This window comes from Kocuria marina, from assembly GCA_014652975.1.
Taxonomy (GTDB): Bacteria; Actinomycetota; Actinomycetes; order Actinomycetales; family Micrococcaceae; genus Kocuria; species Kocuria marina.
In genome coordinates this window covers 323,340-346,071 of sequence record BMZV01000002.1, presented here as the reverse complement: position 1 = coordinate 346,071, position 22,732 = coordinate 323,340, and the positions used below count along the sequence as shown (strand labels likewise).

At 66.9% G+C, this 22,732-nt stretch carries 21 protein-coding genes; 13 read left to right on the top strand and 8 right to left on the bottom strand.

All coding sequences use genetic code 11. The features are described from left to right. Positions 1 to 106: 106 nt before the first annotated feature. The gene (locus IE157_RS06705; RefSeq protein ID WP_193519495.1) at positions 107 to 1,453 is read right to left on the bottom strand and encodes a UDP-glucose dehydrogenase family protein; all 1,347 of its coding nucleotides are present in this window, start codon (positions 1,451 to 1,453) and stop codon (positions 107 to 109) included. Between the two features lie 42 nt (positions 1,454 to 1,495). Beyond that, positions 1,496 to 2,653: a non-hydrolyzing UDP-N-acetylglucosamine 2-epimerase gene (gene wecB / locus IE157_RS06700; RefSeq protein WP_404820601.1), complete on the bottom strand. Its 1,158-nt coding sequence runs from the start codon at positions 2,651 to 2,653 to the stop codon at positions 1,496 to 1,498. Positions 2,654 to 2,984: 331 nt separating this feature from the next. Between wecB and IE157_RS06695 the strand changes: the two genes are divergently transcribed. After that, the gene (locus IE157_RS06695) at positions 2,985 to 3,740 is read left to right on the top strand and encodes a hypothetical protein (RefSeq protein ID WP_193519493.1); all 756 of its coding nucleotides are present in this window, start codon (positions 2,985 to 2,987) and stop codon (positions 3,738 to 3,740) included. Positions 3,741 to 3,774: 34 nt separating this feature from the next. Here the strand turns inward: IE157_RS06695 and IE157_RS06690 are convergent, their stop codons facing one another. From IE157_RS06690 to glgC, 4 genes are all read right to left on the bottom strand, one after another. After that, on the bottom strand, positions 3,775 to 5,472 hold the full coding sequence (locus tag IE157_RS06690) for an ABC1 kinase family protein (RefSeq protein WP_193519492.1): 1,698 nt from the start codon (positions 5,470 to 5,472) through the stop codon (positions 3,775 to 3,777). Positions 5,473 to 5,489: 17 nt separating this feature from the next. Continuing rightward, positions 5,490 to 6,668, bottom strand: a complete 1,179-nt coding sequence (locus IE157_RS06685) for a hypothetical protein (protein WP_193519491.1) — start codon at positions 6,666 to 6,668, stop codon at positions 5,490 to 5,492. Positions 6,669 to 6,783: 115 nt separating this feature from the next. Then, the gene (pepN, locus tag IE157_RS06680) at positions 6,784 to 9,489 is read right to left on the bottom strand and encodes an aminopeptidase N (RefSeq protein ID WP_193519490.1); all 2,706 of its coding nucleotides are present in this window, start codon (positions 9,487 to 9,489) and stop codon (positions 6,784 to 6,786) included. Positions 9,490 to 9,697: 208 nt separating this feature from the next. Further along, positions 9,698 to 10,942 carry a glucose-1-phosphate adenylyltransferase gene (gene glgC / locus IE157_RS06675; RefSeq protein WP_144931875.1) on the bottom strand — a complete coding sequence of 415 codons (1,245 nt, stop codon included), beginning with the start codon at positions 10,940 to 10,942 and terminating at the stop codon, positions 9,698 to 9,700. A 178-nt stretch (positions 10,943 to 11,120) separates the two neighbouring features. On the opposite strand from glgC, the gene glgA reads away from it, so the two are divergent. The 6 genes from glgA (at position 11,121) to IE157_RS06645 (ending at position 15,693) form a co-directional block, all read left to right on the top strand. Continuing rightward, entirely contained in the window at positions 11,121 to 12,314 is a 1,194-nt protein-coding gene (gene glgA / locus IE157_RS06670) for a glycogen synthase (protein WP_193519489.1), read from the top strand. 77 nt (positions 12,315 to 12,391) lie between these two features. Next, entirely contained in the window at positions 12,392 to 12,850 is a 459-nt protein-coding gene (locus tag IE157_RS06665; RefSeq protein WP_064845191.1) for a general stress protein, read from the top strand. A gap of 367 nt (positions 12,851 to 13,217) precedes the next feature. Next, positions 13,218 to 13,706, top strand: a complete 489-nt coding sequence (locus IE157_RS06660; RefSeq protein WP_085106052.1) for a hypothetical protein — start codon at positions 13,218 to 13,220, stop codon at positions 13,704 to 13,706. Between the two features lie 629 nt (positions 13,707 to 14,335). After that, a complete protein-coding gene (locus IE157_RS06655) occupies positions 14,336 to 14,575 on the top strand; it encodes a hypothetical protein (RefSeq protein ID WP_082943118.1) in 240 nt (79 codons plus the stop codon). A 291-nt stretch (positions 14,576 to 14,866) separates the two neighbouring features. Beyond that, positions 14,867 to 15,316, top strand: coding sequence for a DUF3054 domain-containing protein (locus IE157_RS06650; protein WP_082943119.1), 450 nt, complete (start codon positions 14,867 to 14,869; stop codon positions 15,314 to 15,316). A 95-nt stretch (positions 15,317 to 15,411) separates the two neighbouring features. Continuing rightward, positions 15,412 to 15,693 carry an Lrp/AsnC family transcriptional regulator gene (locus IE157_RS06645; protein WP_155384267.1) on the top strand — a complete coding sequence of 94 codons (282 nt, stop codon included), beginning with the start codon at positions 15,412 to 15,414 and terminating at the stop codon, positions 15,691 to 15,693. A gap of 113 nt (positions 15,694 to 15,806) precedes the next feature. On the opposite strand, the gene trpD is transcribed toward IE157_RS06645, so the two are convergent. Continuing rightward, positions 15,807 to 16,862 (bottom strand): anthranilate phosphoribosyltransferase, encoded by a 1,056-nt coding sequence (gene trpD / locus IE157_RS06640; RefSeq protein ID WP_193519488.1) that lies wholly within the window; start codon positions 16,860 to 16,862, stop codon positions 15,807 to 15,809. 164 nt (positions 16,863 to 17,026) lie between these two features. Between trpD and ctaE the strand changes: the two genes are divergently transcribed. The 4 genes from ctaE to qcrB all read left to right on the top strand — a co-directional run bounded on the left by ctaE (position 17,027) and on the right by qcrB (position 21,346). Further along, on the top strand, positions 17,027 to 17,665 hold the full coding sequence (ctaE, locus tag IE157_RS06635) for an aa3-type cytochrome oxidase subunit III (protein WP_064845194.1): 639 nt from the start codon (positions 17,027 to 17,029) through the stop codon (positions 17,663 to 17,665). Between the two features lie 57 nt (positions 17,666 to 17,722). Continuing rightward, positions 17,723 to 18,514 (top strand): cytochrome bc1 complex diheme cytochrome c subunit, encoded by a 792-nt coding sequence (gene qcrC / locus IE157_RS06630; protein WP_064845195.1) that lies wholly within the window; start codon positions 17,723 to 17,725, stop codon positions 18,512 to 18,514. 70 nt (positions 18,515 to 18,584) lie between these two features. After that, entirely contained in the window at positions 18,585 to 19,679 is a 1,095-nt protein-coding gene (gene qcrA / locus IE157_RS06625; protein WP_035961968.1) for a cytochrome bc1 complex Rieske iron-sulfur subunit, read from the top strand. Beyond that, a complete protein-coding gene (gene qcrB, locus IE157_RS06620; protein ID WP_064845196.1) occupies positions 19,679 to 21,346 on the top strand; it encodes a cytochrome bc1 complex cytochrome b subunit in 1,668 nt (555 codons plus the stop codon). Before qcrA ends, qcrB begins: the two co-directional genes overlap by 1 nt. 122 nt (positions 21,347 to 21,468) lie before the next feature. On the opposite strand, the gene IE157_RS06615 is transcribed toward qcrB, so the two are convergent. Next, positions 21,469 to 21,960, bottom strand: coding sequence for a hypothetical protein (locus IE157_RS06615; protein ID WP_193519487.1), 492 nt, complete (start codon positions 21,958 to 21,960; stop codon positions 21,469 to 21,471). Between the two features lie 214 nt (positions 21,961 to 22,174). Between IE157_RS06615 and IE157_RS06610 the strand changes: the two genes are divergently transcribed. After that, complete coding sequence (locus IE157_RS06610) at positions 22,175 to 22,507, top strand: hypothetical protein (protein ID WP_404820600.1); 333 nt, start codon at positions 22,175 to 22,177, stop codon at positions 22,505 to 22,507. Positions 22,508 to 22,541: 34 nt separating this feature from the next. Further along, on the top strand, positions 22,542 to 22,730 hold the full coding sequence (locus IE157_RS06605; protein WP_404820599.1) for a hypothetical protein: 189 nt from the start codon (positions 22,542 to 22,544) through the stop codon (positions 22,728 to 22,730). Positions 22,731 to 22,732: the final 2 nt, after the last annotated feature.

Below are 22,732 nucleotides of genomic sequence, written 5' to 3'. Positions count from 1 at the left end.
CGCGTGTGATCAGAAAACCACGCGGGTAAGGGCGACGTGAGACCACGAGGGTCCTTTCGGGGGGGGGAAGGGGGGATTGTGCGGAATGCCCCGCTGAGTCAGTGGGTCATGTGCGTCGGCCCATGGCCAGGTATCGCCATCCAGCTTGTTGCCACGCCACCGGATCCAGCACGTTCCGCCCGTCGATGATCGTGGGGGACTCCACCAGCGACTTCACGAACAGGGGATCCATGTCCCGGAACTCCCGCCACTCGGTGAGCAGGAGGGTCACCTGCGCACCGGACACGGCGGCGTCGAGCGAGTCCACGTAGTCCAGGCGGGGGAAGCGCTGGGCGGCGTTGGCGTTGGCCTGGGGGTCGTAGAGGCGCACGTCCGCGCCCATCGAGTGCAGCCGGGCGGCGATGTCCAGGGCGGGGGAGTCCCGGACGTCGTCGGACTCGGGCTTGAACGCCGCGCCGAGCACGGCAATCTGCGTGCCGTGCAGGGAACCACCGCATTCCTGGACGGCCAACTGCACGGTGTATTCGCGCCGTCGCAGGTTGATGTCGTCCACCTCGGCCAGGAACCGCAGGGACTGGTCCAGACCCAGCTCGGAGGCGCGGGCGCGCAGTGCACGGATGTCCTTGGGGAGGCACCCGCCACCGAATCCCACGCCGGCGTTGAGGAACTTGCGACCAATGCGCTCGTCCAGTCCGATCGCGTCCGCGAGCGTACGGATGTCCCCGCCCACGGTCTCCGTGATCTCGGACAGCGCGTTGATGAAGCTGATCTTGGTGGCCAGGAAGCTATTGGCCGCGACCTTCACGAGCTCCGCGGTCGCGTAGTCGGTCACGATGAACGGGATCCCCGCCTCGAGCTGGTGCGCGTACACCTCACGCAGCACGGCCTCGGCGGCCTGCGCCGCGGAGGTGGGGCGACCGGCGTCGTCGTACTCGAGGCCCAATACCATACGGTCGGGACGCAGGGTGTCCTCCACCGCGTGACCTTCGCGCAGGAACTCGGGGTTCCACACGAGGCTCACGCGCGTGCCCGAGGGCGCCGAGGTCAGGGCCAGTTCCTGTAACCGGGCCGCCGAGCCCACGGGAACCGTGGACTTACCGGCGATCACGCAATCGTGCGTGGCCGCGCGGGAGATCTGCTCCACGGCCGAGTCCACGTAGGTCATGTCCGCGGCGTGGCCGTTGCGCTTCTGGGGCGTTCCCACCCCGATGAAGTGCACGTCCCCGAAGGCGCCGGCCTCCTCGTAGGACGTGGTGAAGCGCACCGCGCCCGTGGCCACGTGCTTGCGCAGCAGCTCGGGCAGCCCCGGCTCGTGGAAGGGCACCTTCCCGGCGGAGAGTAGATCGATCTTGGCCTGGTCCACGTCCACGCCGAGCACCTCGTGACCGAGCTCGGCCATGGCCACCGCGTGCGTGGCACCGAGGTATCCGGTGCCGATGACTGTCATGCGCATGAAAAGACCGTGATCCTTCCGTTCGAGGCGAGAGGGCTGGGCTTACGCCTGGGAATCGAAGTCCGCCACGCGCCGGCCCACATCGAACATCTGCTCGATCGCGGCCAGGGAGCGTTCGGCGGCCTTGCCATCACCATACGGGTTCACGGCGTTGGCCATCTCGTGGTATGCGGCATCGTCGTTGAGCAACCGGTCCACCTCGGTCACGATCCGCTCCTCGTCCGTACCGATGAGCTTCACGGTCCCGGCCGTCACGGCCTCGGGACGTTCGGTGTTCTCGCGCATCACGAGCACGGGCTTGCCGAGCGACGGCGCTTCCTCCTGCACCCCGCCGGAGTCGGTCAGCACCACGTGCGCCACGGACAGCATGCGGGTGAACTCGCCGTAGGCGAGCGGCTCGGTCACGACCACATTGGGCTTGTCCTCGATGGCCGGCAGCACCGCCTCGCGCACCACCGGGTTGCGGTGGGCGGGCAGCACAATGGTCAGCTCGGGTTCCGCGTCCGCGATCCGGGCCAGGGCGCGTCCGACGCCGCGCATCGCCTCGCCCTGGTTCTCACGACGGTGCGTGGTCACCAACAGCACGCGCTTGCCGGAGGACGCGATCTCCTCGAGCTGGGGGTCCGTGAAGGGCAGCTGCTGCTCCACGGTGTGCAGCAGAGCGTCGATCACGGTGTTGCCCGTGACCACGATGTCCTCCTCCGTGATGGCCTCGCGCAGGAGATTCTCCTTGGACGTGGCCGTGGGGGCCAGGTGCAGGGACGTGATCTGCGAGGTGATCTTGCGGTTGGCCTCCTCCGGGAACGGGGAGAACAGGTTGAAGGAGCGCAGCCCGGCCTCGGCGTGGATCACGGGGATCCCGCGGTAGAACGCGGCGATCGCCGCAGCGGTGGAGGTGGTGGTGTCACCCTGGACCACCACGGCGTCCGGGGGAGTGTCCTCGAAGATCCGGTCCAGACCCTCGACCGTGCGGGTCAGCACACCGTTGAGGGTTTGGCGGGGCTGGATGATGTTCAGATCGTGGTCCGGCGTGATCCCGAAGATCTCGTTGACCTGGTCCAGCATCTCGCGGTGCTGGCCGGTCACGGTGACCACGCACTCGAACTGATCGCTGTTCTGCAGGGCGGTGACGATGGGAGCCATCTTGATGGCTTCCGGACGGGTGCCGTAAATCGGCATGATCGTGAACACGCAATTCATCCTTACCTCGGCCAATGACGCGTTACGTGAGCCGCGGATCACCCAGCCCGGCCCCACACGCCCTGTACGGCCACAGTCTAAGGGAATACCAGGGTTCACGCGGACAGGCTCGGATGATTGTGTCCACCATAGTGGCTACAAAAGTACCGGGGAGTAGGGGCGATGGTTCTCCCCAGGGTGTCCTACACTGTGTGCATATGAATGCAGGTGTGACGTCGGCGAATACCCCCTAGGAAAACGGCGTTATTGCCGGGAAATGTTCCCCCGAACACCCGGACCTCGGTGACCTGCATTACGGAGAAATGTCTCTGCGAGCTCGATGAAAGGCACCGTGGCACGCAACTATCTGGGCACCGTCCCCCCCAAGGCCCGTGTGACCGTCGCCGTCACCTACCGGGATGGCGACGGGCGACAGCTGGCCTTGCCGCAGTCACCGTTGCGCGAGAGCTTCACGGGTTTGCAATTGCTGACCCAGCAGTTGCTCGGGGACGCCAGGGGGATCATCTCTGGGTGGGACCAGGACTTCTCTATCGGCCAGCTGGGCCCATCAGCGTTCGAGATTGAGGTTCGGGCCGAGGCCCCGAAGCGTGTCAGTCTGCGCAGGCCGGCAACCATGACGAAGCACGTCATGGTCCTGGGTCTGTTGGAGCACCTCACGGATGTCTTGATCGACCTCGGGGATGTTGCGTGTTTCATGGCTGGTCATCCGACGGCCCGCCTGCGGTACATAGACGGGTACCACGGGCCCTATTACGAGTTCATCCAGGACGGCCAGGCGGTCAAGACGATCGATGCACGCTTGCTGGAGCTGTTGGTGGCCCCGGGGTCCGTGGCCGGAATCCGCGCGGTGGTCGCGAACCTCAAACAACCTGGGGTCGCTTATGCGACAGTAGCCAAGCGCGTTCCTGGCCTGGACTACGTGAGCCACGTCCAAGTCCCTGCCAACGAGCACTTACGGGACTTCGCGAACGGAGGGTCGCTTCCGTTCAGTCAAGCGTGCCTGGATGCGGCGCGAGCCCAGGCCCTGTCGGAGCAAACGGCTGACTCATCCTCGTCGAGGGCATATGACGGGCGGGAGCAGGACTGACCGCCCGGTGGAGCCTCGTGGACCACGTCCGTGCTCAACGCACGGTGCGCTTGGACTTGTTCCCGCGCAGCACCCGCGCCACGTGGCGGACGCGTTCCGTGTTGGAGGACACGGCCAGGTAGCCGCCGAGCGCTGCCACCGTGGACATCCCACCCACGATCAACGGCGTGTGGTACTTCTTCCACCGCTCGGGGTCCGAGGCGATGATGTGTGCGGTGCCGTTGATGGTCGCGGCGATCACGCCGCCGGCCACGACCTGGTGGCCGATCTTGGCGCCGCTCTTGACCAGGGGATCCAGCTCGTCCGTGCGCAGGTGGACGTCGAAGCCGCCGCGTTCGAGCACCACCAGGAAGCGGCGCACGTACTCGGGCACGTCCACGCCCATCTGCACGGCTTCTTCGATCGTGGAACGCAACCGGTTGAACAGCATGTCCGGGGAGAGCCGGTTGATGATGAACCGCTCCGCGTAGGGCTGCACGGCCGAGACCAGGTCGAAGCCGGGGTCCAGGCCGGTACCCATGGACTCGGCGGTGACGAGCATGCGCAGCAGCAAGGCGGACTCGCGCGGGAGCTGCAGCTTGTGGTGGCGCAGTACGGAGATCAGATCCGCCATGAGCTCGCCCACCCGCACCTCTTCGAGCGGTTTGTTGGCGTAGCGGCGCATCATCACGGAGACGTCGCGTTCCAGGTCCCTCTTGGAGATGTCGTGCTGGCCGCTGTCGGTCAAGCCCAGCAGTCCGGTCGCGGCGCGGCGCGGGTTGTTCTGCACGACGCCGAGCAGCAGGGTGATCAGGTGGTCCCGGAACTCCTCACTGAGGTTGCCGACCATCCCGAAGTCGATGACCGCGATCCGCCCGTCCGGCTCCACGAACAAGTTGCCGGGGTGAGGATCCGCGTGGAAGAACCCGTCCTCGAACACCATCTTGCAGATCGCGTCCGTGGCCTCCTTGGCCAGCAGGTGACGGTTGACGCCCTCGGCCTCGAGAGCGTCGTAGTCGTTGATCTTGACCCCGAACATCCGCTCCATGGTCAGCACACGGGAGGTCGTGGCCTCCCAATAGATCTCGGGGATGTGGATCTGCGGGTGGCCGATGAAGTTCTCGGCCATGCGCTGGGAGTTGCGGGCCTCCTGGATGAAGTCCAGTTCGTCCCGCAGGGAGGCGCTGAACTCCTCCACGAGCCCCTCGAGGTCGTAGTCCTGGGCGGCGGTCCAGTAGCGGGCCACCCACGAGGACATGTCCTGCAGAATCTCCAGGTCGCGATTGACCTCGTCGGTCACGCCGGGGCGGCGGACCTTGACGATGACTTCATGTCCCCGGAACACGGCGGCGTGGGCCTGACCGATCGATCCGGTGGCCACGGGCTCGGGGTCCATGTGCGTGAGGATCTCCTCCGCCTGGGAATCCGGTTCGGCCTCGATCATGGCCCGGATCTGCTCCACGGGGATCGGTGGGGTGTCGTCCTGGAGCTTGAGCAGTTCGTCCGCGTAGCCGGAGGGCAGCACGTCCGGGCGGGTCGAGACGAGCTGGCCTAGCTTGATGAACGTGGGTCCCAGTTCCTCCAGGGCCATGCGCAGGTGTTCGGGCTGGGAGTGGATGGTCTGCGGATCGATGAGTTTCACGCGCGCCAGGGGGGCCCGCCACTGCGGTTTCAACCCACCGAGAGCGAAACCGAAACCGTGCTTGGTGAGCACTTCGATGATCTGGAGGAACCGTTCGCGGCGAGAAATCATACGGGTGAAAGAACCCCTTACAGCGTTCTGTGCAGGTAGAAGGCCATGAATCCGGTGGCCACGGCCACGATCAACACGAGCGTCGTGGCCAATGGTTCCACACCCAGCAGGATGATGCTCACGAGTACCAGGATCACGGTGAGCGCGGCGAGCGCGGCGACCAGGGGCTTCAGCCCGCTCGTGAGTCCGCCCACCAGCCGGGCCGCACTGGACCCGCCGGTCGCGCGGCGGGGTTCACGCGCGGGGGCGGGTGCCGCGGGTCGGGTCTGGGCGCCGGGGCGGTTGCGAGCGGCGTCGTCGTCGGTGTGGGCGGCGCTGAAACCGCGGCGCCATTTCTTGGCGTTGCGCCCGCGGTCCGATTCCACGGGCACGTAGGCCGGGGGCACCTCGAAATCCCCGGCGTCCGGCAGCAGCTCGGGGACGTCGTTGGGCAGGTCCGTGAACCACTGCTGGGGGACCTCGGAGGCGCGGGCGGCCTGCAAGGTCATGGACACCTCGAACGAGGAACCACGAATCGTCCCCCACACGGCGGTGAGCAGATCCTGTTCGAACGCGTAGTGGATGATCGGGATGAACTGCTGGGACATCTGGGTAGAGAGCCGACCCACCTGTTTGCGTTCGTAGAGCACGTCCACGGTGTCGACGGTGAGCCCGTGGGAGTTCTTGACCTTGTTGACCTCGAGGGTGAGGATCACGCGGCCCTCACCGGAGGCTGGCACGATCGAGTGCAGATACTCGGCGAACTCCTGTTCGTCCAAAACCTTGATCGAGGAGCCCTGGGGCAGCACGGCCGATTGCGCGGGCGCGGTGTTGAGGGGGAACAGCAGGTCCGGGGGAGCGATGCCGATCGTCGCGCGCGCGGCGACCTCCGCCTGCCCGTCCTGGCGCTGCAACTCGGCCTCCAGGTGCAGCGGGACCACGGGGGTGTAGCCGGAGGCGATCACGCGTGAGAGGGGGTGCCAGTAACGGTGTGCGTCCCCGGAACTGAGGTGGGCCACCTTGTTCCCGCCCACGCGCACGGACACGGTGCGCGGGTCGAAGGGGTTGTCCGGTTCCAGGACCAGCGCGGCCGTCCCGGTCCACGTCTGCGCCCGGCCCACGGAGAGGCCCCCGAACACCCGCATGATCTCGGTGTCGTAGAAGTTCTCGGTGACGACGTCCAAGGACCCTCGGTCGTTGAGCGCGTAATCCCTCATGGTCTCCCTCGCAATAGCGCCGACGCGTGCTCCGCCGCGGCATCACACCACATGCTAACCGTTGATCCCAACGCATCGATGTTCATCCGCTCGGTGGAAAGCGGACCCCCAGGGTTCACCGGGACAGGCACGCCACCTGCAGTTCCACGGCCCTTTCGGCGTCCGCCGCGAGTTCCATGATGATGCGTCGCAGGGCCCCCGGGGCGTCCCGGTGGGCGTCCAACCACGCGTGGGTCTCCCGCACCACGGGGTGTTCCTTCGGGTCAGACAACGCCGCCCGCACCTCGATCGCGCGCGGGTACAGCCCGCGCACCATGCGGGTCGCGATCTCCATGGAGTGGGTGTCCCACCATTCGGCGAAGTGGGCGAAGTACTCGGACTCGTAGCGATGCAGCACGGCAGGGGCCGCCAACTGGAAGCCGGAGATCGTGGCGCTCAGCTCATCGTTGGACAGCTCCCCGGCCACGATCCGCTGCCACGCCTCGTCCTTGGCCCGGTCCGAACGGATGGCGGCCACGGCCCGGGTGTAGCCCAGCCGGCCGTCGCGGGTGGGATCCTGCGCGTGTTCGGTCTCCAGCTCGGAGACCGTGGCGTGACCCGTGGCGGTGAGCGCGGTGAGAAGAGACCAGCGCAGCTCGGAGGACAGGAGCAGACCGGCCACCGTGCCCTCGTCCCCGAGCCACTCCTGCACCTGACGGGCGTAGCTGCCGTCCCGAGCCGCTTCGCGGGCGAAAGCGCGCGCGAGTACCAGCTGCTCACCGGAACCCGCCTCCGCGGCCAGCAGGGCATTGCGCAGGGCCTCGAGGAATTCACGCCGCGAGGCAGTGCGGTACTGGTAGGGCACGTACTCGCCCAGGGCCTGACCCGCGTGGTCAAGCACGGTCGTGAGGATCGCCGCGTGACGCTCCGCACCGCACTCACGCGCCGCCATGGACACGTACTCCCGAGGGGACAGCCGGGCGTCGCGCACCGCGGCCCACACCTGCGAGTGCGCCACCGCTCGCGCGAGCGGGTCCTCGATCGCCCCCACCAGGCGGGTGATGGCCGCAAGCGATTCCGGGTCCGGATGGGCCAGGCAGTACGTGAGGTCAGTGTCGTTGACCAGCAGGAACGACTCGCCGTCCTGGGCCTCGCTGCTCGGGGCGTCGCCTAGACCCGTGACGGGAACGGGCGTGTCCGAGGCCGGCACCCGTACCTCGGTGCGCGCCGTGTTCACCACGGCATCGCCATCCCGCGTGTACCGGCCCACGGTCAGCCCGTGCGGACGCAACCACGCCGCTCGCTGGGTCAGCGTGGCGCTCGCCGCCGCGGTGCCGTCCACTGCGGCGGGGTCGGCGGGGTCACCGGACCCCGCGCCGTCGTGCGTGGCGTGTGCACCCGGCGCCGCGGCGTCGTCGTCCACCGAGCCCGGGAGGCGGGCCTCCAGGACGGGGACACCCGTAGTGTGCAACCACTGCTGGGCCCACGCGCGGACGTCGTGATCGCTGGCCTCGTCCAGGACCTCCAGGAAGTCGTCCAGGCTCGTGTTCTCGAACGCGAACCGGCGGAAGTACGCACGGCACGCGTCCATGAACGCTTCCTCACCCACGAACGCCACGAGCTGCTTCAGTACGGAGGCGCCCTTGGCGTAGGTGATGCCGTCGAAGTTCTGCCGTGCGGCCTCCAGGTCCGGGATGTCCGCGACGATCGGATGCGTGGTGGGCAACTGGTCCTGGCGGTATGCCCACTCCTTACGGGCGAGCGCGAACGTGACCCACGCGTCCGTGTACTCGGTCGCGTGCACGGACGCGTACGCGCCCATGAACTCCGCGAAGGACTCCTTCAACCACAGGTCGTCCCACCACCGCATGGTCACCAGGTCCCCGAACCACATGTGGGACATCTCGTGCAACAGCGTGTTCGCCCGCCCCGCCAACTGCGCCCGCGTGGCACCCGACGGGAACAGGTACGCCTCCGTGAACGTCACGAGCCCCGGGTTCTCCATGGCCCCCAGGTTGTACTCCGGCACGAACGCCTGCTCGTACTTCCCGAACGGGTACGCGAACGCGAACAACCGCGGGAAGAAATCCAGACCCTGCTTGGTGAGCATGAACAGCTCCTGGGTGTCCATGTACTCAGCGAGCGCCCGCCGGCAGTACAGCGTGAGGGGGATCGTCACGGCCTCGCCCTGGGGGTCGGTGCCGGACCACTCGTCGGTGAACCGGGCGTAGGGCCCCGCCAGGATGGCGGTGATGTAGCTCGAGATCCGCTGGGTGGGGGCGAAGTCGTGGGCCACCGCACCGGGGACGTCGCAGTCGTCGGTGGTGTTCTGCCCCGTGGGGTCCCCGTTGGACGCCGCGAGCCACTCCGGGGGCGTGATCACGGTGAAGTGGTAGACGGCCTTGAGGTCAGGCTGCTCGAACACGGGGAACACCCGGCGGCAATCGGCGGGCTCGTACTGGGTGTAAAGGTAAACGGAGTCGTCCTGGGGGTCCACATAGCGGTGCATGCCCTCCCCGGAACGGGAGTACAGCGCGCGACCCACCACGTGCAGCTCATTGGCCGTGCCCAGCTCCGGCAACCGGATCCGCGAGCCCTCCACGACGTCGTCCACGTCCAACGACTCGCCGTTGAGTTCCACGGCGCTCACGGTGTCGTGGATGAAGTCGATGAACGTCTCCGCACCGGCCTCCGCGGTGAAGCGCACCGTGACCTCGGTACCGAATGTCGTGGCGCCCGGCTCCCGTGCTCCCGAGAGATCCACTGTGACCCGGTAGTCCTCCACCCGGATCTGCTCCGCGCGCGTCATGGCATCTTCTCTGGTCAGTGAGCTGGCTCCCATGACCCCAGTGTAGGCATCCGCCCGCCCGCGCCCGCTTGCGGCCCGCTGGGCGTGCCGGGCAGACGACGACGCTGCCGTCGGCAACGGCGCGGTGCGGCGTCGTCATCCCCGCCCGGGCTCCCGACCGCGCCCTCGTCCGCGCCTACGACGGCGGCCCCGCTCGCGTGAGCGGGGCCGCCGAGTGGGTGTCACGGAACGAGAACCGGACTCAGTTCTGGAAGCGGTAGTTCTTGGGCGCGATCGTCAACCCCGAATCCGTGACCGTGAGCCCGCGGGCGAGGTCGCGCTCGCGGTCCAGGCCCACCGTGAACCCGGGCGGGACGATCACGTTCTTGTCCAGGATGGTGCGGTGCACGGTGGCCCCGGCGCCGATCTGCACGTTCTGCATGAGCACCGATTCGGTCACGCGGGCGTCGTGCTCCACCTTGACCTTGGGGGAGAGCACCGAGGAGCCCACGTGCCCGCCGGTGATCAGCACACCGGGGGAGACGATCGAGTCGAAGGCCACGCCGGCCTGACCGTTGGGCCCGCGCACCGTCCTGGCCGGCGGGGCCATGATCTGGTGGGTGTAGATGGGCCAGTCGTAGTTGTAGAGGTTGAACACCGGCAGCGGACGGATCAGGTCCATGTGAGAGTCGTAGTAGGAATCCAGGGTGCCCACGTCCCGCCAGTACTGGCGGTCGCGGTCGGTGGAACCCGGGACGTCGTTGTGGGTGAAGTCGTAGACCATGGCCTCACCGCGGTCCGCGAAGTGGGGCATGATGTCCCCGCCCATGTCGTGGTTGGTGTCCCCGCGCTCGTTGTCCGCGCGCAGCGCCTCCACGAGGGCGTCCCGGTCGAAGACGTAGTTGCCCATAGACGCGAGGAACGCGTTCGGGTCGTCCGGCAGGGGAGCGGTGGAGTCCGGCTTCTCCACGAACCGGGAGATCCGGGTGGGGTCCTGCGGGTCGGTCTCGATCACACCGAAGGACTTGACCATGTCCATGGGCTGACGCACCCCGGCCACGGTCGCCTTGGCCCCGGACTCGATGTGCTTGCGCACCATGTCCGAGAAGTCCATCCGGTACACGTGGTCTGCGCCCACGACCACCACGATGTCCGGATCGGCGTCGTCGATCAGGTTCATGGACTGGAAGATCGCGTTGGCCGAGCCCAGGAACCATTCCTTGCCGCGGCGCTGCTGCGCGGGCACCGAGGTCACGTAGTTGCCCAGCTGCGTGGACAACCGCCACGTCTCGGACAGGTGCCGGTCCAGGGAGTGGGACTTGTACTGGGTGAGCACCACGATCTGCAGGTACCCCGAGTTCACCAGGTTGGACAGCGCGAAGTCGATCAACCGGTACCCGCCCGCGAACGGCACGGCGGGCTTGGCCCGGTCCTCCGTCAACGGCATCAGGCGCTTGCCCTCCCCACCGGCCAGAACGATGGCAAGGACTTTCTTGTGTCGTGACATTCGTACCCCTCACTTCCCGAGCCAGTCAGAGCCCTCGCGGACCACAACACGGCGTCGTCTTTGACTGGTCTTCCCCGTCATTGTGTCCCACTCGGCAAGGCGGAACACCGTGTCGCCGGAAGTTTCGCGAACTTTTGCGCACCTGTGTGCGAGCACCCCCGTGCAGTACGCTCGCAGTGTGCGAGTAGACATCCTGAGCAAAGAGTTCCCGCCGACCATCTACGGGGGAGCGGGGGTGCACGTGGCCGAGTTGTCCCGCGTGCTCGCACCGCTTGTGGACCTCAACATCCGCTGCTTCGGCGAACCCCGGGACCCGGACTTCCATGGCGCCCAGGTGCAAGCGTATCCCGTGCCGGGTGAACTGGCCGATGCCAACGCCGCCGTGCAGACCCTCGGGGTGGACCTCACCATGATCGGGGACATCCAGGGCGCGGATCTGGTGCACTCCCACACGTGGTACGCCAACATGGGTGGGCACCTGTCCTCCCTCATGTACGACATCCCCCACGTGCTCTCCGCCCACTCCCTGGAACCCCTGCGCCCGTGGAAGGCCGAACAGCTCGGCGGCGGGTACCGGGTGTCCAGCTTCGCGGAGAAGACCGCCTACGAGGCCGCTGCCGCGATCATCGCCGTGTCCGACGGCATGCGCCGCGACATCCTCGCCTCCTACCCGGACGTGGACCCCCAGCGTGTACGCACCGTGCACAACGGGATCGACGTCAGCCAGTGGGACCGAGACGAGAACACCGACGTCCTGGACGAGTACGGCATCGACCCCACCAAGCCCTCCGTGGTCTTCGTGGGCCGCGTGACCCGCCAGAAGGGCGTGCCCTACCTCCTGCGCGCCGCTCTGCAGCTGCCGCCCGAGGTGCAACTGGTCCTGTGCGCCGGCGCCGCTGACACACCCGAGCTCGGCGCCGAGGTCAACGCCCTCATCGACCAGCTCAAGACCGAGCGCGAGGGCGTGGTGCTCATCGAGAAGATGCTGCCCCGCCGCGCCGTGATCCAGATCCTCTCCCACGCCACCGCCTTCGCGTGCCCCTCCGTCTACGAACCGCTGGGCATCGTCAACCTCGAAGCCATGGCCTGCGGCGCCGCCGTGGTCGCCACTGCCACCGGGGGCATCCCCGAAGTCGTCGTCGACGGCGAGACCGGCCGCCTGGTCCCCATCGAACAGGTCACCGACGGCACCGGCACACCCTTGGACCCCCAGAAGTTCGTGGACGACTTCGCCACAGCCCTCACCGACGTGGTCTCCGACCCCGACCGCGCTCACCGCATGGGGCAGGCGGGACGCACGCGCGCGGAGGAACACTTCTCGTGGGAGTCCATCGCGCAGCAGACCCTGGAGGTCTACCGCTCGGTGCTGTGAGCTCTAGATGCCGTGAGCCCGGTTGATATGGTGGAAGCGGGGCGTTTGCATCATACATACCAATTGTGAGGGGAATCATGGCCTACGAGATCCAGACCGCTGCCGCTAAATACGAGACGATCGCCCGCTTCCCCGATTACGCCGAGGCCCAGGCCGTCGTGGACACGCTCTCCGACCGCGAGTTCGATGTCTCCACCGTCAAGATCGTGGGCGAGGGCCTGCGCTCCGAGGAATACGTCACCGGTCGCCTGACCAAGGGCCGCGCCGCGCTCGCCGGCCTGGGTTCCGGCGCGTGGCTGGGCCTGTTCATCGGCATCCTGTTCGGCCTGTTCGCCCCGGCGTTCGGCTGGCTGTCCATCATCCTGTGGTCCGTGGTGATCGGTGCCGTGTGGGGCGTGATCTTCGGTTTCGTGGCGCACCTGGCCACCGGCGGGAAGCGAGACTTCAAGTCCGTGCGCACCACGGCCGCGGACACCTACCTGGTGCAGGTCCGAGCCGAGCGCGCCCACGAGGCCATCACGGTCCTCAACCGCTGACTCCCTGCCGGTCCGCGCCCTCCGGCGCCCTCTCGACCGGTTTGAATAATTGACGACGACGGGCGGTCACCCTTCCGGGGTGGCCGCCCGTGGTCGTGCGCGTTCCGGCACGTCGACTCCGTCGCCGCGCGGGCGGGGCCGCTTCGGCTGCAGAGTATGCGGGTTCGGATCGTCGTTCGCGCAGCAGGGCCCCGGTACAACGGTCAGGCCCGGCCGTCGGAGACGGACCATGGTCCCCAGCCCGTGGTCAGCCGTCGGCCGGGGCCGCAAGCACCCCGGAGAGTAGCGACTCGACGGCGACTGCGAACGCGTCGTGTGTCTCCTGCAGGGAGCGCGAGCGCACGCGGGGGATGGGGGAGCGGGCGACGTGTGTGTCGTTCTTCTCGCTTTCGCATGGCCCACGGCCACGTCCCGGGTGGAGAACCTGCCCGGGGCGGTAGTCGGTTCGCAGGAGCAGGTCGATGCTGTTACCCAGAAGATGCCCGAGCACCTGCTCGAGCTGCACCCGATGGCCAACAGTGAGGACGCGGTCAACGGGATCACGTCGCGGGAGGTGTGCGGCGGGATCGTGCTGGGGGAGCAGCCCGAGATCCTCACGGCGAGTGCGGCCAGCCCGGTGGCGTCCCAGATGCTCACGGGCGTGGAGACGAACATGCAGCGCTGGATCGACCAGCAAGTGATCGCGGGGATGCAACAGGCGCCGCAGAAGATGGCGTCGGGCGGCGGCGCGGCCCCGGTGGCCCTGGGGCTCCGGGACAAAGTGGGGGCGCTGCCTCCGGGGGTTTCGTGCAGGCCCAGCGTGGCTCGGGTGCGGGGCAGACGCCGGGAGCCACGGGGGCGACTCCGCCCACCGTGAGGGTCACGGACGTGGTGCCCCTGTCCGACGACGACCCGCGGGGGAGATCTGGGCACCGATCGGATGGCCGGCGCTGGGAATCATCCTGACGGTGCTGGGGCACCACAAGAAGGAGTGGGCGCTGCGGTCGGCCGAGGGCTGAGGGTGCCGGCGGGAGAGGCCCAGGGACCGTTCCGGCCACTCCACTTTCGGACTACTTTACATAATGTACATTATCGGTCATGGGGGTACGTTAGTAACGACGCGATATGGGGCGAACCCGATTCAGCCTCTGGGAGGCCTCAGATGGCCGTGAGCTCAGGCGGCGACTCGGCCCCTCGTCCCATGGGTCACCGGCTGAGCGACTCCATGCAAAGCTACGGGACGGCGCGTTGCGTGACGCTTTTGCTCAACGCGTCTAGATACACATCTCGGGTTTCTGCTCGTGTATGTACTCAGTCCGGCGACCTGCGTCATGATGAGGGCACACGCGCTCTGCCAGTACCGACCGTTCGACGTCGCCGCGCGGCTCGAATCCCTCGGCAGGATGCTTCTGGTTCCACCATGACGCGATGTTTCGGACGCAACGAAGCCCATTCTTCTCAAGACTCCAGCGCGGAATAGATTCCACAATACGAAAAGATGCCACCATGGCACGGTTCATGATCTCCGTCTTCCACGATCCGGGCATCCAGTCGTCGGGTAAGGCGTGTCAGTCCGAGGACGACATGCAGCGCGCCTTCGAAGCGGTTGCCACCTTCAACCAGGATCTGCAGGACGCCGGGCAACTGGTCCTCGCCGGCGGCCTCACCCCGCCCGAGGCCACCCATACCGTCGATGCCACGGGTGCAGCTGGCGATCCCCCGCGGTGTTCCCCGGCCCGCGGGTGAGTTCGGGGCCCGCTCTGGGCGGCTGCTGGATCGTGGAGGTCGCCAGTGAGGCCGGCGCTCTGAAACTTGCAGCCAAAGCATCCGCGGCATGTGGGCAGCCCCTGGAGGTCCGTGCTCTCGCGGGGTGAAGACCCCCCGCTGCGGCGACCTCAGCTGGCCCAGTCCATGAGAGCGTCATAGCGCCTTGGGCCGGTTCTTAAAGTTATAGGTGGAACTCGAACTAAATCCTGCGATTCTCACTTTGAAATTCATCCGTTCGGAAGCTTCCAGAACCCGCCATAAACTGGAGACATGAGCTCACAACCCCGTCCCGGATCGGACTCCCGCACGTCAGTGGCCTCTCCCCCGCAATCGCCTCGATCAGCTCCTTCCGCCGAGCGAACCACGAGAGCCTGGCCCGTTTTCCTGGCCGTGGACCTGGGTCTGGTGATCGTCTTCGCCGCCATCGGGCGCTCAGCCCACGGTGAGGACGTCCTGGGCATGCTCACCACCGCGTGGCCCTTCCTAGCGGGGACGCTCATCGGGTGGCTCATGGCACGGGGAGCGCGTCGTCCGGCGGCTGTGGTGCCCACTGGCGTGGTCGTATGGCTGAGCACCGAACTCGTCGGGATGCTCCTACGTGTTCTCACAGGCGATGGCACGGCGTGGTCGTTCGTCCTGGTCAGCCTGGTGGTGCTGGGAGTCTTCCTGGTGGGCTACCGCCTCGTCCTGGCGGGCGTGGCCCGAGTTCGTCGTCGCTGATACGGCCACGACTCCCCTGCCACCGGCCGTTCCGAGACGCCCGCCGCGCCATCGACCCACCGATACAGTGGAGTGACACCGTGGAAAGGAACCCCATGTTCACCGCCATTGTTTTGATCAAGACCTCGTCGGACAGGATTCCCGAGGTCGCCCAGGAGGTCTCGGACATCCGCGGCGTGACCGAGGTCTATTCGGTGACTGGTGAGTGGGACCTGATCGCCGTGGTTCGGGTGCACCAGCACGAACGGCTCGCGGACGTGATCGCCGATCAGCTGTCCAAGGTTGAGGGCGTGGAGTCCACGAACACCAACATCGCCTTCCGCACGTACAGCACGCACGATCTGGATGCGGCCTTCTCCCTGGGGATCGACGACTGACTCCCCGGCCGTAGCACGAACGACGCCGCTCCTCCGGAAACCGGGCGAGCGGCGTCGTCGTCAGATTGTGCGGTACCGCACGGACGGGCCGAGCGGGAGCGACGACCGGGTGGTCACCGCGCGGCGAACTCGACCCACCGGGTGAGGACGTCTCGCGCCGCACCCGAGTCGATGGACTCGGCCGCACGCCCAACGGCGGCCTCGAAACGTTCGGCGAAGGGAGCATCGGCGCTCTCGTCGATGGCGACGAGCCCGGCGGCGGCATTGAGCAGCACCGCGTTACGCACGTGCCCCTGCAATCCGTCGAGGATGTCGCGCACCACGCCGGCGTTGTAGGCAGCGTCCTGGCCGCGCAGATCCTCGATCGTGGCGCGCCGCATGTCCAGGTCCAGGGGCTCGAGCGTGTGCTCGGTGGTCCGGCCATCCCGCACCTCCCAGATCCGGGACGGCGCCGTGACGGTCAACTCGTCGAGCCCGTCACCGCCGCGGAAGACGAGCGCGCGGTCGCCACGGTTCTGGAACACGCCGGCCATCAGCGGCGCCAGGGCCTCGTCCGCGACACCGATCGCCGATGCCTTGACCTTGGCCGGATTGGTGATCGGGCCCAGGAAGTTGAATGCAGTGGCGACCCCGAGGGCCTTGCGTGCGGCGGCCGCGAAGCGCATGGACGGGTGGAAGGTCTGCGCGAACAGGAAGGTGATCCCCACCTCGCGCGCGGCGCGCTGGACGCGCTCGACGGGCATGTCCAGCTGCACGCCCAGGGCCTCCAGGACGTCCGCCGATCCCGATTTGGACGACGACGCCCGGTTGCCGTGCTTCACGACCCGCACCCCCGCCCCCGCGCACACCAGGGCGGACATCGTGGAGATGTTGACGCTCGAGAGGCGGTCCCCGCCGGTGCCCACGATGTCCAGCGCCGGGGCGGGAACGGAGATGGGGCGGGCGTGAGCGACCATGGCGTCCGCGAGACCGTTGAGCTCGGCCACGCTCTCCCCCTTGGTGCGCAGTGCCATGAGGAAGCCCGCGACCACGGTGTCGGGGACCTCGCCCGCCATGATGTTGTCCATGGCCCAGTAGGACTGGTCCCATGACAGGTCCTCGCCGCGGGACAAGCTCGTCAACACGTCTGGCCAGTGGTTGTTCGTGCGGGAGGCGTTCGAGGTAGTCACGGCTTCGACTCTATCGCGCCGTCACTCCGCGTGACGCAGTGCGGTGGCAGGCGGGGGCCGGCGGACGGGAGGGTTGTCCAGATCACACCTCGAGGACGCGACACGATGCGCTGCGGAGGCCGTGGTGGTTGGTTCGCCAGGAGTTTTGGCGACATAATGTCTCTGTGACAACTGCGACTCATACCCCAGCCAAACCGGTGGGCGCGACCATCACTCGCCCCAACCTCACATCCGTGGGCACCATCGTGTGGTTGTCCTCCGAAGTGATGTTCTTCGCCGGACTTTTCGCCATGTACTTCACTCTGCGCGCCACCTCCCCGGAGGTCTGGCACGAGAACACACAGCTGCTCAACGTGCCCATGGCGTTGGCCAACACCATCGTCCTGGTGCTGAGCTCCGTCACGTGCCAGTTCGGCGTCTTCGCCGCCGAGCGGCTCCAGCCCCGGCGCACCGGCGGCATCCTCCAGTTCACCAAGTGGGGCATGACCGAGTGGTTCGCCCTGACCTTCCTCATGGGCGCCGTGTTCGTGTCCGTGCAGGTCTACGAGTACGTCGCTCTCGTTTCCGAAGGCGTCACGATCGCTGCGAACGCCTACGGCTCCGCCTTCTACATCACCACCGGTTTCCACGCCCTGCACGTGACCGGTGGCCTGATCGCATTCCTCTTCATCATGGGCCGCGCCTTCGTTGCCAAGCGCTTCGGTCACTACGAGGCCACCTCGGCCATCGTGGTGTCCTACTACTGGCACTTCGTCGACGTGGTCTGGATCGTCCTGTTCGTGCTGGTCTACTTCATCAAGTAGGCCCCCAGGACCGTTCGCCCATCCAAGTTCTAGAACCGAGTAAAAGGAACGTTTGACGTGAAGGCACTCTCACAAAAGCGCCGCCATCCCATGGCAGCCCTCGCGCTGTTGGTCATGGCTTTGCTTCTGACCGGTGGACTCTACGCAGTTGCCACAACCACCAATGAAGCCAAGGCCGACACCACCACGTACTCGGCTCAGGACGTCGAGGAGGGGCAGAAGCTCTTCATGTCCAACTGCTCCACGTGCCACGGCATGCAGGCCCAGGGCACCAACACCGGTCCCTCCCTGATCGGCGTGGGCGCTTCCTCCGTCGACTTCCAGGTGGGGACCGGCCGTATGCCCATGCAGATGCAGGGCCCCCAGGCGCAGGTCAAGCCGCAGCAGTTCAACGACGAACAGACCAAGCAGCTCTCCGCGTACGTGGCTTCCCTGGGTGCCGGCCCCGCCGTCCCCGAGGAGGAGTACCTCGACATCAGCGAGGGCAACTCCGCCAACGGCGCCAAGGTGTTCCTGGCCAACTGCGCCATGTGCCACAACGCCGCTGGCCAGGGCGGTGCCCTGACCCGCGGCAAGTTCGCCCCCTCCCTCATGGGCGTGAGCGAAAAGCACATCTACGAGGCCATGCAGACCGGCCCGCAGAACATGCCGGTGTTCAACGACGCCAACATCACCCCCGAGGAGAAGCGGGACGTCATCACGTATCTGAAGACCCTCGACAACAACACCAACGTGGGTGGCTTCAGCCTCGGCTCCCTGGGCCCCGTGGCCGAGGGCCTGTTCATCTGGACCATCGGCCTGGTGATCGTCATCGGCTTCACCGTGTGGCTGACCTCGCGCTCCGCCTGAGAGCGCCCCGCCGGTACCCACCGGCACCCGAAACAGTATTCACAGCACCAAGAGAAGAATGAGGGACCACATGGGCGACCATCGTGACGGCACTCCCCACAAGAGCGGGGCGGTTGTCACCTCGGACGGAACGGGCACGGAAAACTTCCCCAACCCGGGGCTTCCACCGCACCGCCCCCGCGTGACGGACGTAGATCCCAAGGCCGCGAAGCGAGCTGAACACCAGGTGGTCCTGCTGTTCCTGCTCTCCATCATTGGATCCATCCTGTTCTTCGTGGCGTACTTCGGTATCCGCGTGGACGGTCCTCTGTACGACGCCGTCAACACCGAGCCCACCGCGCAGCTGCGGCTGCAGAACCTGCTGTTGGGCCTCGGCATCGCCCTCGGCATGTTCGGCATCGGTATCGGGGTGGTCCACTGGGCCCGTACCCTCATGCCGGACCACGAGATCGTGGAGATGCGCCACGACCTGCGCCCGGAAGAGGACCGCGCCGAGGCGCAGGGCATCCTGAACACCATCTACGACGAGTCCGGTGTGCGGCGCCGCCCGCTGCTGCGCAACACGCTGATCGGCGCCGCAGTGCTCATGCCCCTCCCCTTCGTGGGTCTGCTCAAGGACCTCGGTCCCACCGACCTCAAGGTCCTGCGCCACACCATGTGGGACGAGGGCGTGCGCCTGGTACGCGACCCCTCCGGTACCCCCATCAAGGCGTCCGACGTGACTCTTGGTTCCGCGTTCCACGTGGTCCCGGAGAACCTCAGCAGCCTGAGCCACGAAGAGGGCTACCTGGACGAGAAGGCTAAGGCCGTGGTCCTGCTCATGCGACTGGCCCCGGAGGACGTCAACGTCTCCCCCGAGCGCAGTGACTGGAACGTGGACGGCATCTTCGCCTACTCCAAGGTCTGCACGCACGTGGGTTGCCCGATCGCCCTGTACGAGCAGCACACGCACCACCTGCTGTGCCCGTGCCACCAGTCCACGTTCGACCTCACGAACGAGTGCGAGGTCATCTTCGGCCCGGCATCCCGCCCCCTGCCGCAGCTGCCCATTACCGTTGATTCCGACGGCTACCTCGTTGCCCGTAGCGACTTCCACGAGCCCGTGGGACCGACCTACTCGCAGCGCGATCTCGCCGTCCAAGACATGCAGGATGAGGCGAACTAATGTCCACATCAACAGACTTCGAATACCGCCCCACGACCACCACGGGCCGGATCGCCAACTTCGTGGACACGCGCGTGGGCGCCTCCGCGATGGTCAAGGAGTTCGGCCGTAAGGTCTTCCCCGACCACTGGTCCTTCATGTTCGGTGAGGTCGCCCTCTACAGCTTCATCATCCTGTTGCTGTCCGGCACCTTCCTGGCGTTCTGGTTCGACCCCACCATGACGTCCTTGCCCTACAACGGCAGCTACGTCCCCATGCAGGGTGTCGAGATGTCCGGGGCGTACGCCTCCACCCTGCACATCTCGTTCGACATCCGCGGCGGCCTCTTCCTGCGGCAGCTGCACCACTGGTCCGCGCTGCTGTTCGTCATGGCGCTGTCCGTGCACATGCTGCGTGTGTTCTTCACCGGCGCGTTCCGCCGCCCGCGTGAGCTGAACTGGGTCGTGGGTTGCGTGCTCTTCATCTTGGCGATCGTGGCCGGCTTCTCCGGCTACTCGCTCCCCGACGACGTGCTCTCCGGTAACGGTCTGCGCATCGCGGACGCGATCGCCAAGGCCGTCCCGATCGTGGGTACCTACATCTCCATGTTCATGTTCGGTGGCGAGTTCCCCGGCCATGCGATCATCGGTCGCCTCTACATCGTGCACGTGCTGATCATCCCCGCGTTGATCCTCATGATGATCGTGATCCACCTGTTCATGGTCGTGGTCCACAAGCACACCCAGTTCCCCGGTCCGGGTCGCACCGAGGACAACGTGGTGGGCTTCCCCGTGGGTCCCATTTACGCCGCGAAAGCGGGTGGATTCTTCTTCATCGTGTTCGGCATCCTGGCCGCCATCGCCGCGACCACCACGATCAACGCGATCTGGAACTACGGTCCCTACGATCCCTCCCCCGTGCAGGCTGGCTCCCAGCCCGACTGGTATATGGGCTTCTCCGACGGCGGTCTGCGCCTGATGCCCGGTCACTGGCCCTTCTCGTGGGAGGTCAACATCTTCGGTCTGGCGGTTCCGCTGGCCATTCTGTTGCCGCTGATCCCCATGGCCCTGATGTTCGGTGTCATGTTCGCGTGGCCGTGGATCGAGCGTTGGGTGACCCGCGACAACCGCGTGCACAACATCCTGGACCGTCCGCGTAACGCGCCGTTCCGCACCGCCGTGGGCGCCGCCGGCGTCACCTTCTACGCCATCCAGATGATCGCGGCCAGCGGTGACCTCATCGCCACCCACTTCCACGTGGCCGTGAACGACGTCATCTACTGGCTGCGAGCCCTGTACTTCCTGGGCCCGATCCTGGCGTTCATCATCACCCGCCGCTTCTGCCTGTCCCTGCAGCGCAAGGACCGGGAGATCGTGCTCCACGGCCGCGAGTCGGGCCGCATCCAGGCCCTGCCGCACGGTGAGTTCGTGGAGGTCCACGAGCCCCTGGATGAATACCGTCGCTACAAGCTCGTGAACTTCGAGGACCGCGAGGTCCAACCCGCTCGTGCCAATGCCAAGGGCAAGGTCACGGCGAGTGAGAAGATGCGCGGCAGTCTGAGCCGGATCTTCTTCGAGGACCGTGTGGCCCCCGTGACGCCCGCCGAGCTGGAAGCGGCTCACGGTCATCACCACGCCGAGCCCGCCAGCGTCGGCGCCGGCTCGCACAGCGCACAGATCGAGAAGTAGGCCCCGGGCCCAGCTGACTCGATCGCTGATCGGGAGGGCCCGTTCGGATCACATAATCCGAACGGGCCCTTTCCTATGCCTCCAGCCCGGAGCCGGCTGGTCACTGTTCTATGCGCTGGGTTCTATGCGCTGGCCTCGGCCTCCGTACGCGGCGTTCCGGAGCTGACGGGCACGGCAAGGGTGACGCTCCCGTCCCCATGGATGGTCTGACGATACGGTCCCACGGCGGTGAGCCCCTTGCCTCGAAGTGCCGTGTCCACCATGAGCCATGCGTCCCCGGTATTGACCGGCCGCTCCCCGAACCGAATGACAGCTGCCGTTCCGGCCCCCGGTAAGGTCACGGGGCGAGTACCCGTCATCGGCTCTCCGACGGCCACTGTGACCCGAATCAGCGTCCTGTCGTTCGTTCCGTCATAGCAGAGATGCACATCCCGCGATTCGATGGCGCCCTGGCCGTTCAACCGCTCGAGAAGGCGAGCCACGGCCCCCGGGATCTCGGTTTCGTCCCGTACCGCTTCCGACATGCCGTGCAAGTCGAGATCCGGCAGGCCTACCAACGCGAGCCCGTGGTCCATCGGTGCCCCTTCCCCTGCAAGTTTCCACATGGGTTCCATGGAACCATTTAACCCATGACACGGTGTCAGCCGAAGCGTCAGCCTCATCCCCGCTCGATGGTGGCCGCCGCCACTGTGGGCAAGAGAGCCCCCGTGACCTTCTTCGCGGCCCTTTCGTCCAGCAGGATGGAGGGGTGCTGACCGGTCGGCCAGCATGCTCGTGCAGCAGCGGAGGAGAAGGGACCCCGCCCTCTCAGAGCAACCACAACCGGCGGTGTTCCTCGGCCTCGACGTCGGCGAGTCCGACCACCACGCCGTGACCGCGGCCGGGAAGACGGTCTACGTCAAGGCACTGCCCAACGACGAGGCCCGGCTGCGCGCGATCCTGGATGACCTGGCCGCCCAGATCACCGCCACCATCAACCGGCTGCGCGGGATGCTCCCCCAGATCCACCCGGCCCTGGAACGGGTCTTGGGGCCGCGGGTCACCCACCCGGCGGTAGCCGACCTGCTCAGCCACTACCCGACCCCGGCCAAACTGGCCGCGGGCACGTGCGGGCCAGGCTCAAGAAGCAGGCCCCCAGGCTGGCCGAGCCCCTCAGGATGAGATCTTCGATGCACTGAGCCGGCAGACCGCGGTGGTGGCCGGGACCGAGGCAGCTGCCCGCTCGGCCCGGCGCATCCACCGTCACCTGCTGGATCTCGGGCACCAGATGCACCTGCGCACCGTGGGTCGGTGGCTGGCCCGCCTGGGGATTCCCCGCCCGCGCGACCTCGCCCCGGACGGGGACGACCTGCGGCGGCCGCCGCGACGGATCCGTGCAGCATAGCC

Coding starts and splice junctions, on each gene's coding strand:
- pepN (WP_193519490.1), bottom strand. CDS start 9,489: ATGGGAGCCAGCTCACTGACCAGAGAAGATGCCATGACGCGCGCGGAG.
- qcrB (WP_064845196.1), top strand. CDS start 19,679: ATGTCCACATCAACAGACTTCGAATACCGCCCCACGACCACCACGGGC.
- wecB (WP_404820601.1), bottom strand. CDS start 2,653: ATGAATTGCGTGTTCACGATCATGCCGATTTACGGCACCCGTCCGGAA.
- IE157_RS06645 (WP_155384267.1), top strand. CDS start 15,412: ATGTTCACCGCCATTGTTTTGATCAAGACCTCGTCGGACAGGATTCCC.
- IE157_RS06615 (WP_193519487.1), bottom strand. CDS start 21,960: ATGGAACCCATGTGGAAACTTGCAGGGGAAGGGGCACCGATGGACCAC.
- glgC (WP_144931875.1), bottom strand. CDS start 10,942: ATGTCACGACACAAGAAAGTCCTTGCCATCGTTCTGGCCGGTGGGGAG.
- IE157_RS06650 (WP_082943119.1), top strand. CDS start 14,867: ATGAGCTCACAACCCCGTCCCGGATCGGACTCCCGCACGTCAGTGGCC.
- IE157_RS06705 (WP_193519495.1), bottom strand. CDS start 1,453: ATGCGCATGACAGTCATCGGCACCGGATACCTCGGTGCCACGCACGCG.
- qcrA (WP_035961968.1), top strand. CDS start 18,585: ATGGGCGACCATCGTGACGGCACTCCCCACAAGAGCGGGGCGGTTGTC.
- IE157_RS06655 (WP_082943118.1), top strand. CDS start 14,336: ATGGCACGGTTCATGATCTCCGTCTTCCACGATCCGGGCATCCAGTCG.
- IE157_RS06690 (WP_193519492.1), bottom strand. CDS start 5,472: ATGATTTCTCGCCGCGAACGGTTCCTCCAGATCATCGAAGTGCTCACC.
- IE157_RS06685 (WP_193519491.1), bottom strand. CDS start 6,668: ATGAGGGATTACGCGCTCAACGACCGAGGGTCCTTGGACGTCGTCACC.
- IE157_RS06665 (WP_064845191.1), top strand. CDS start 12,392: ATGGCCTACGAGATCCAGACCGCTGCCGCTAAATACGAGACGATCGCC.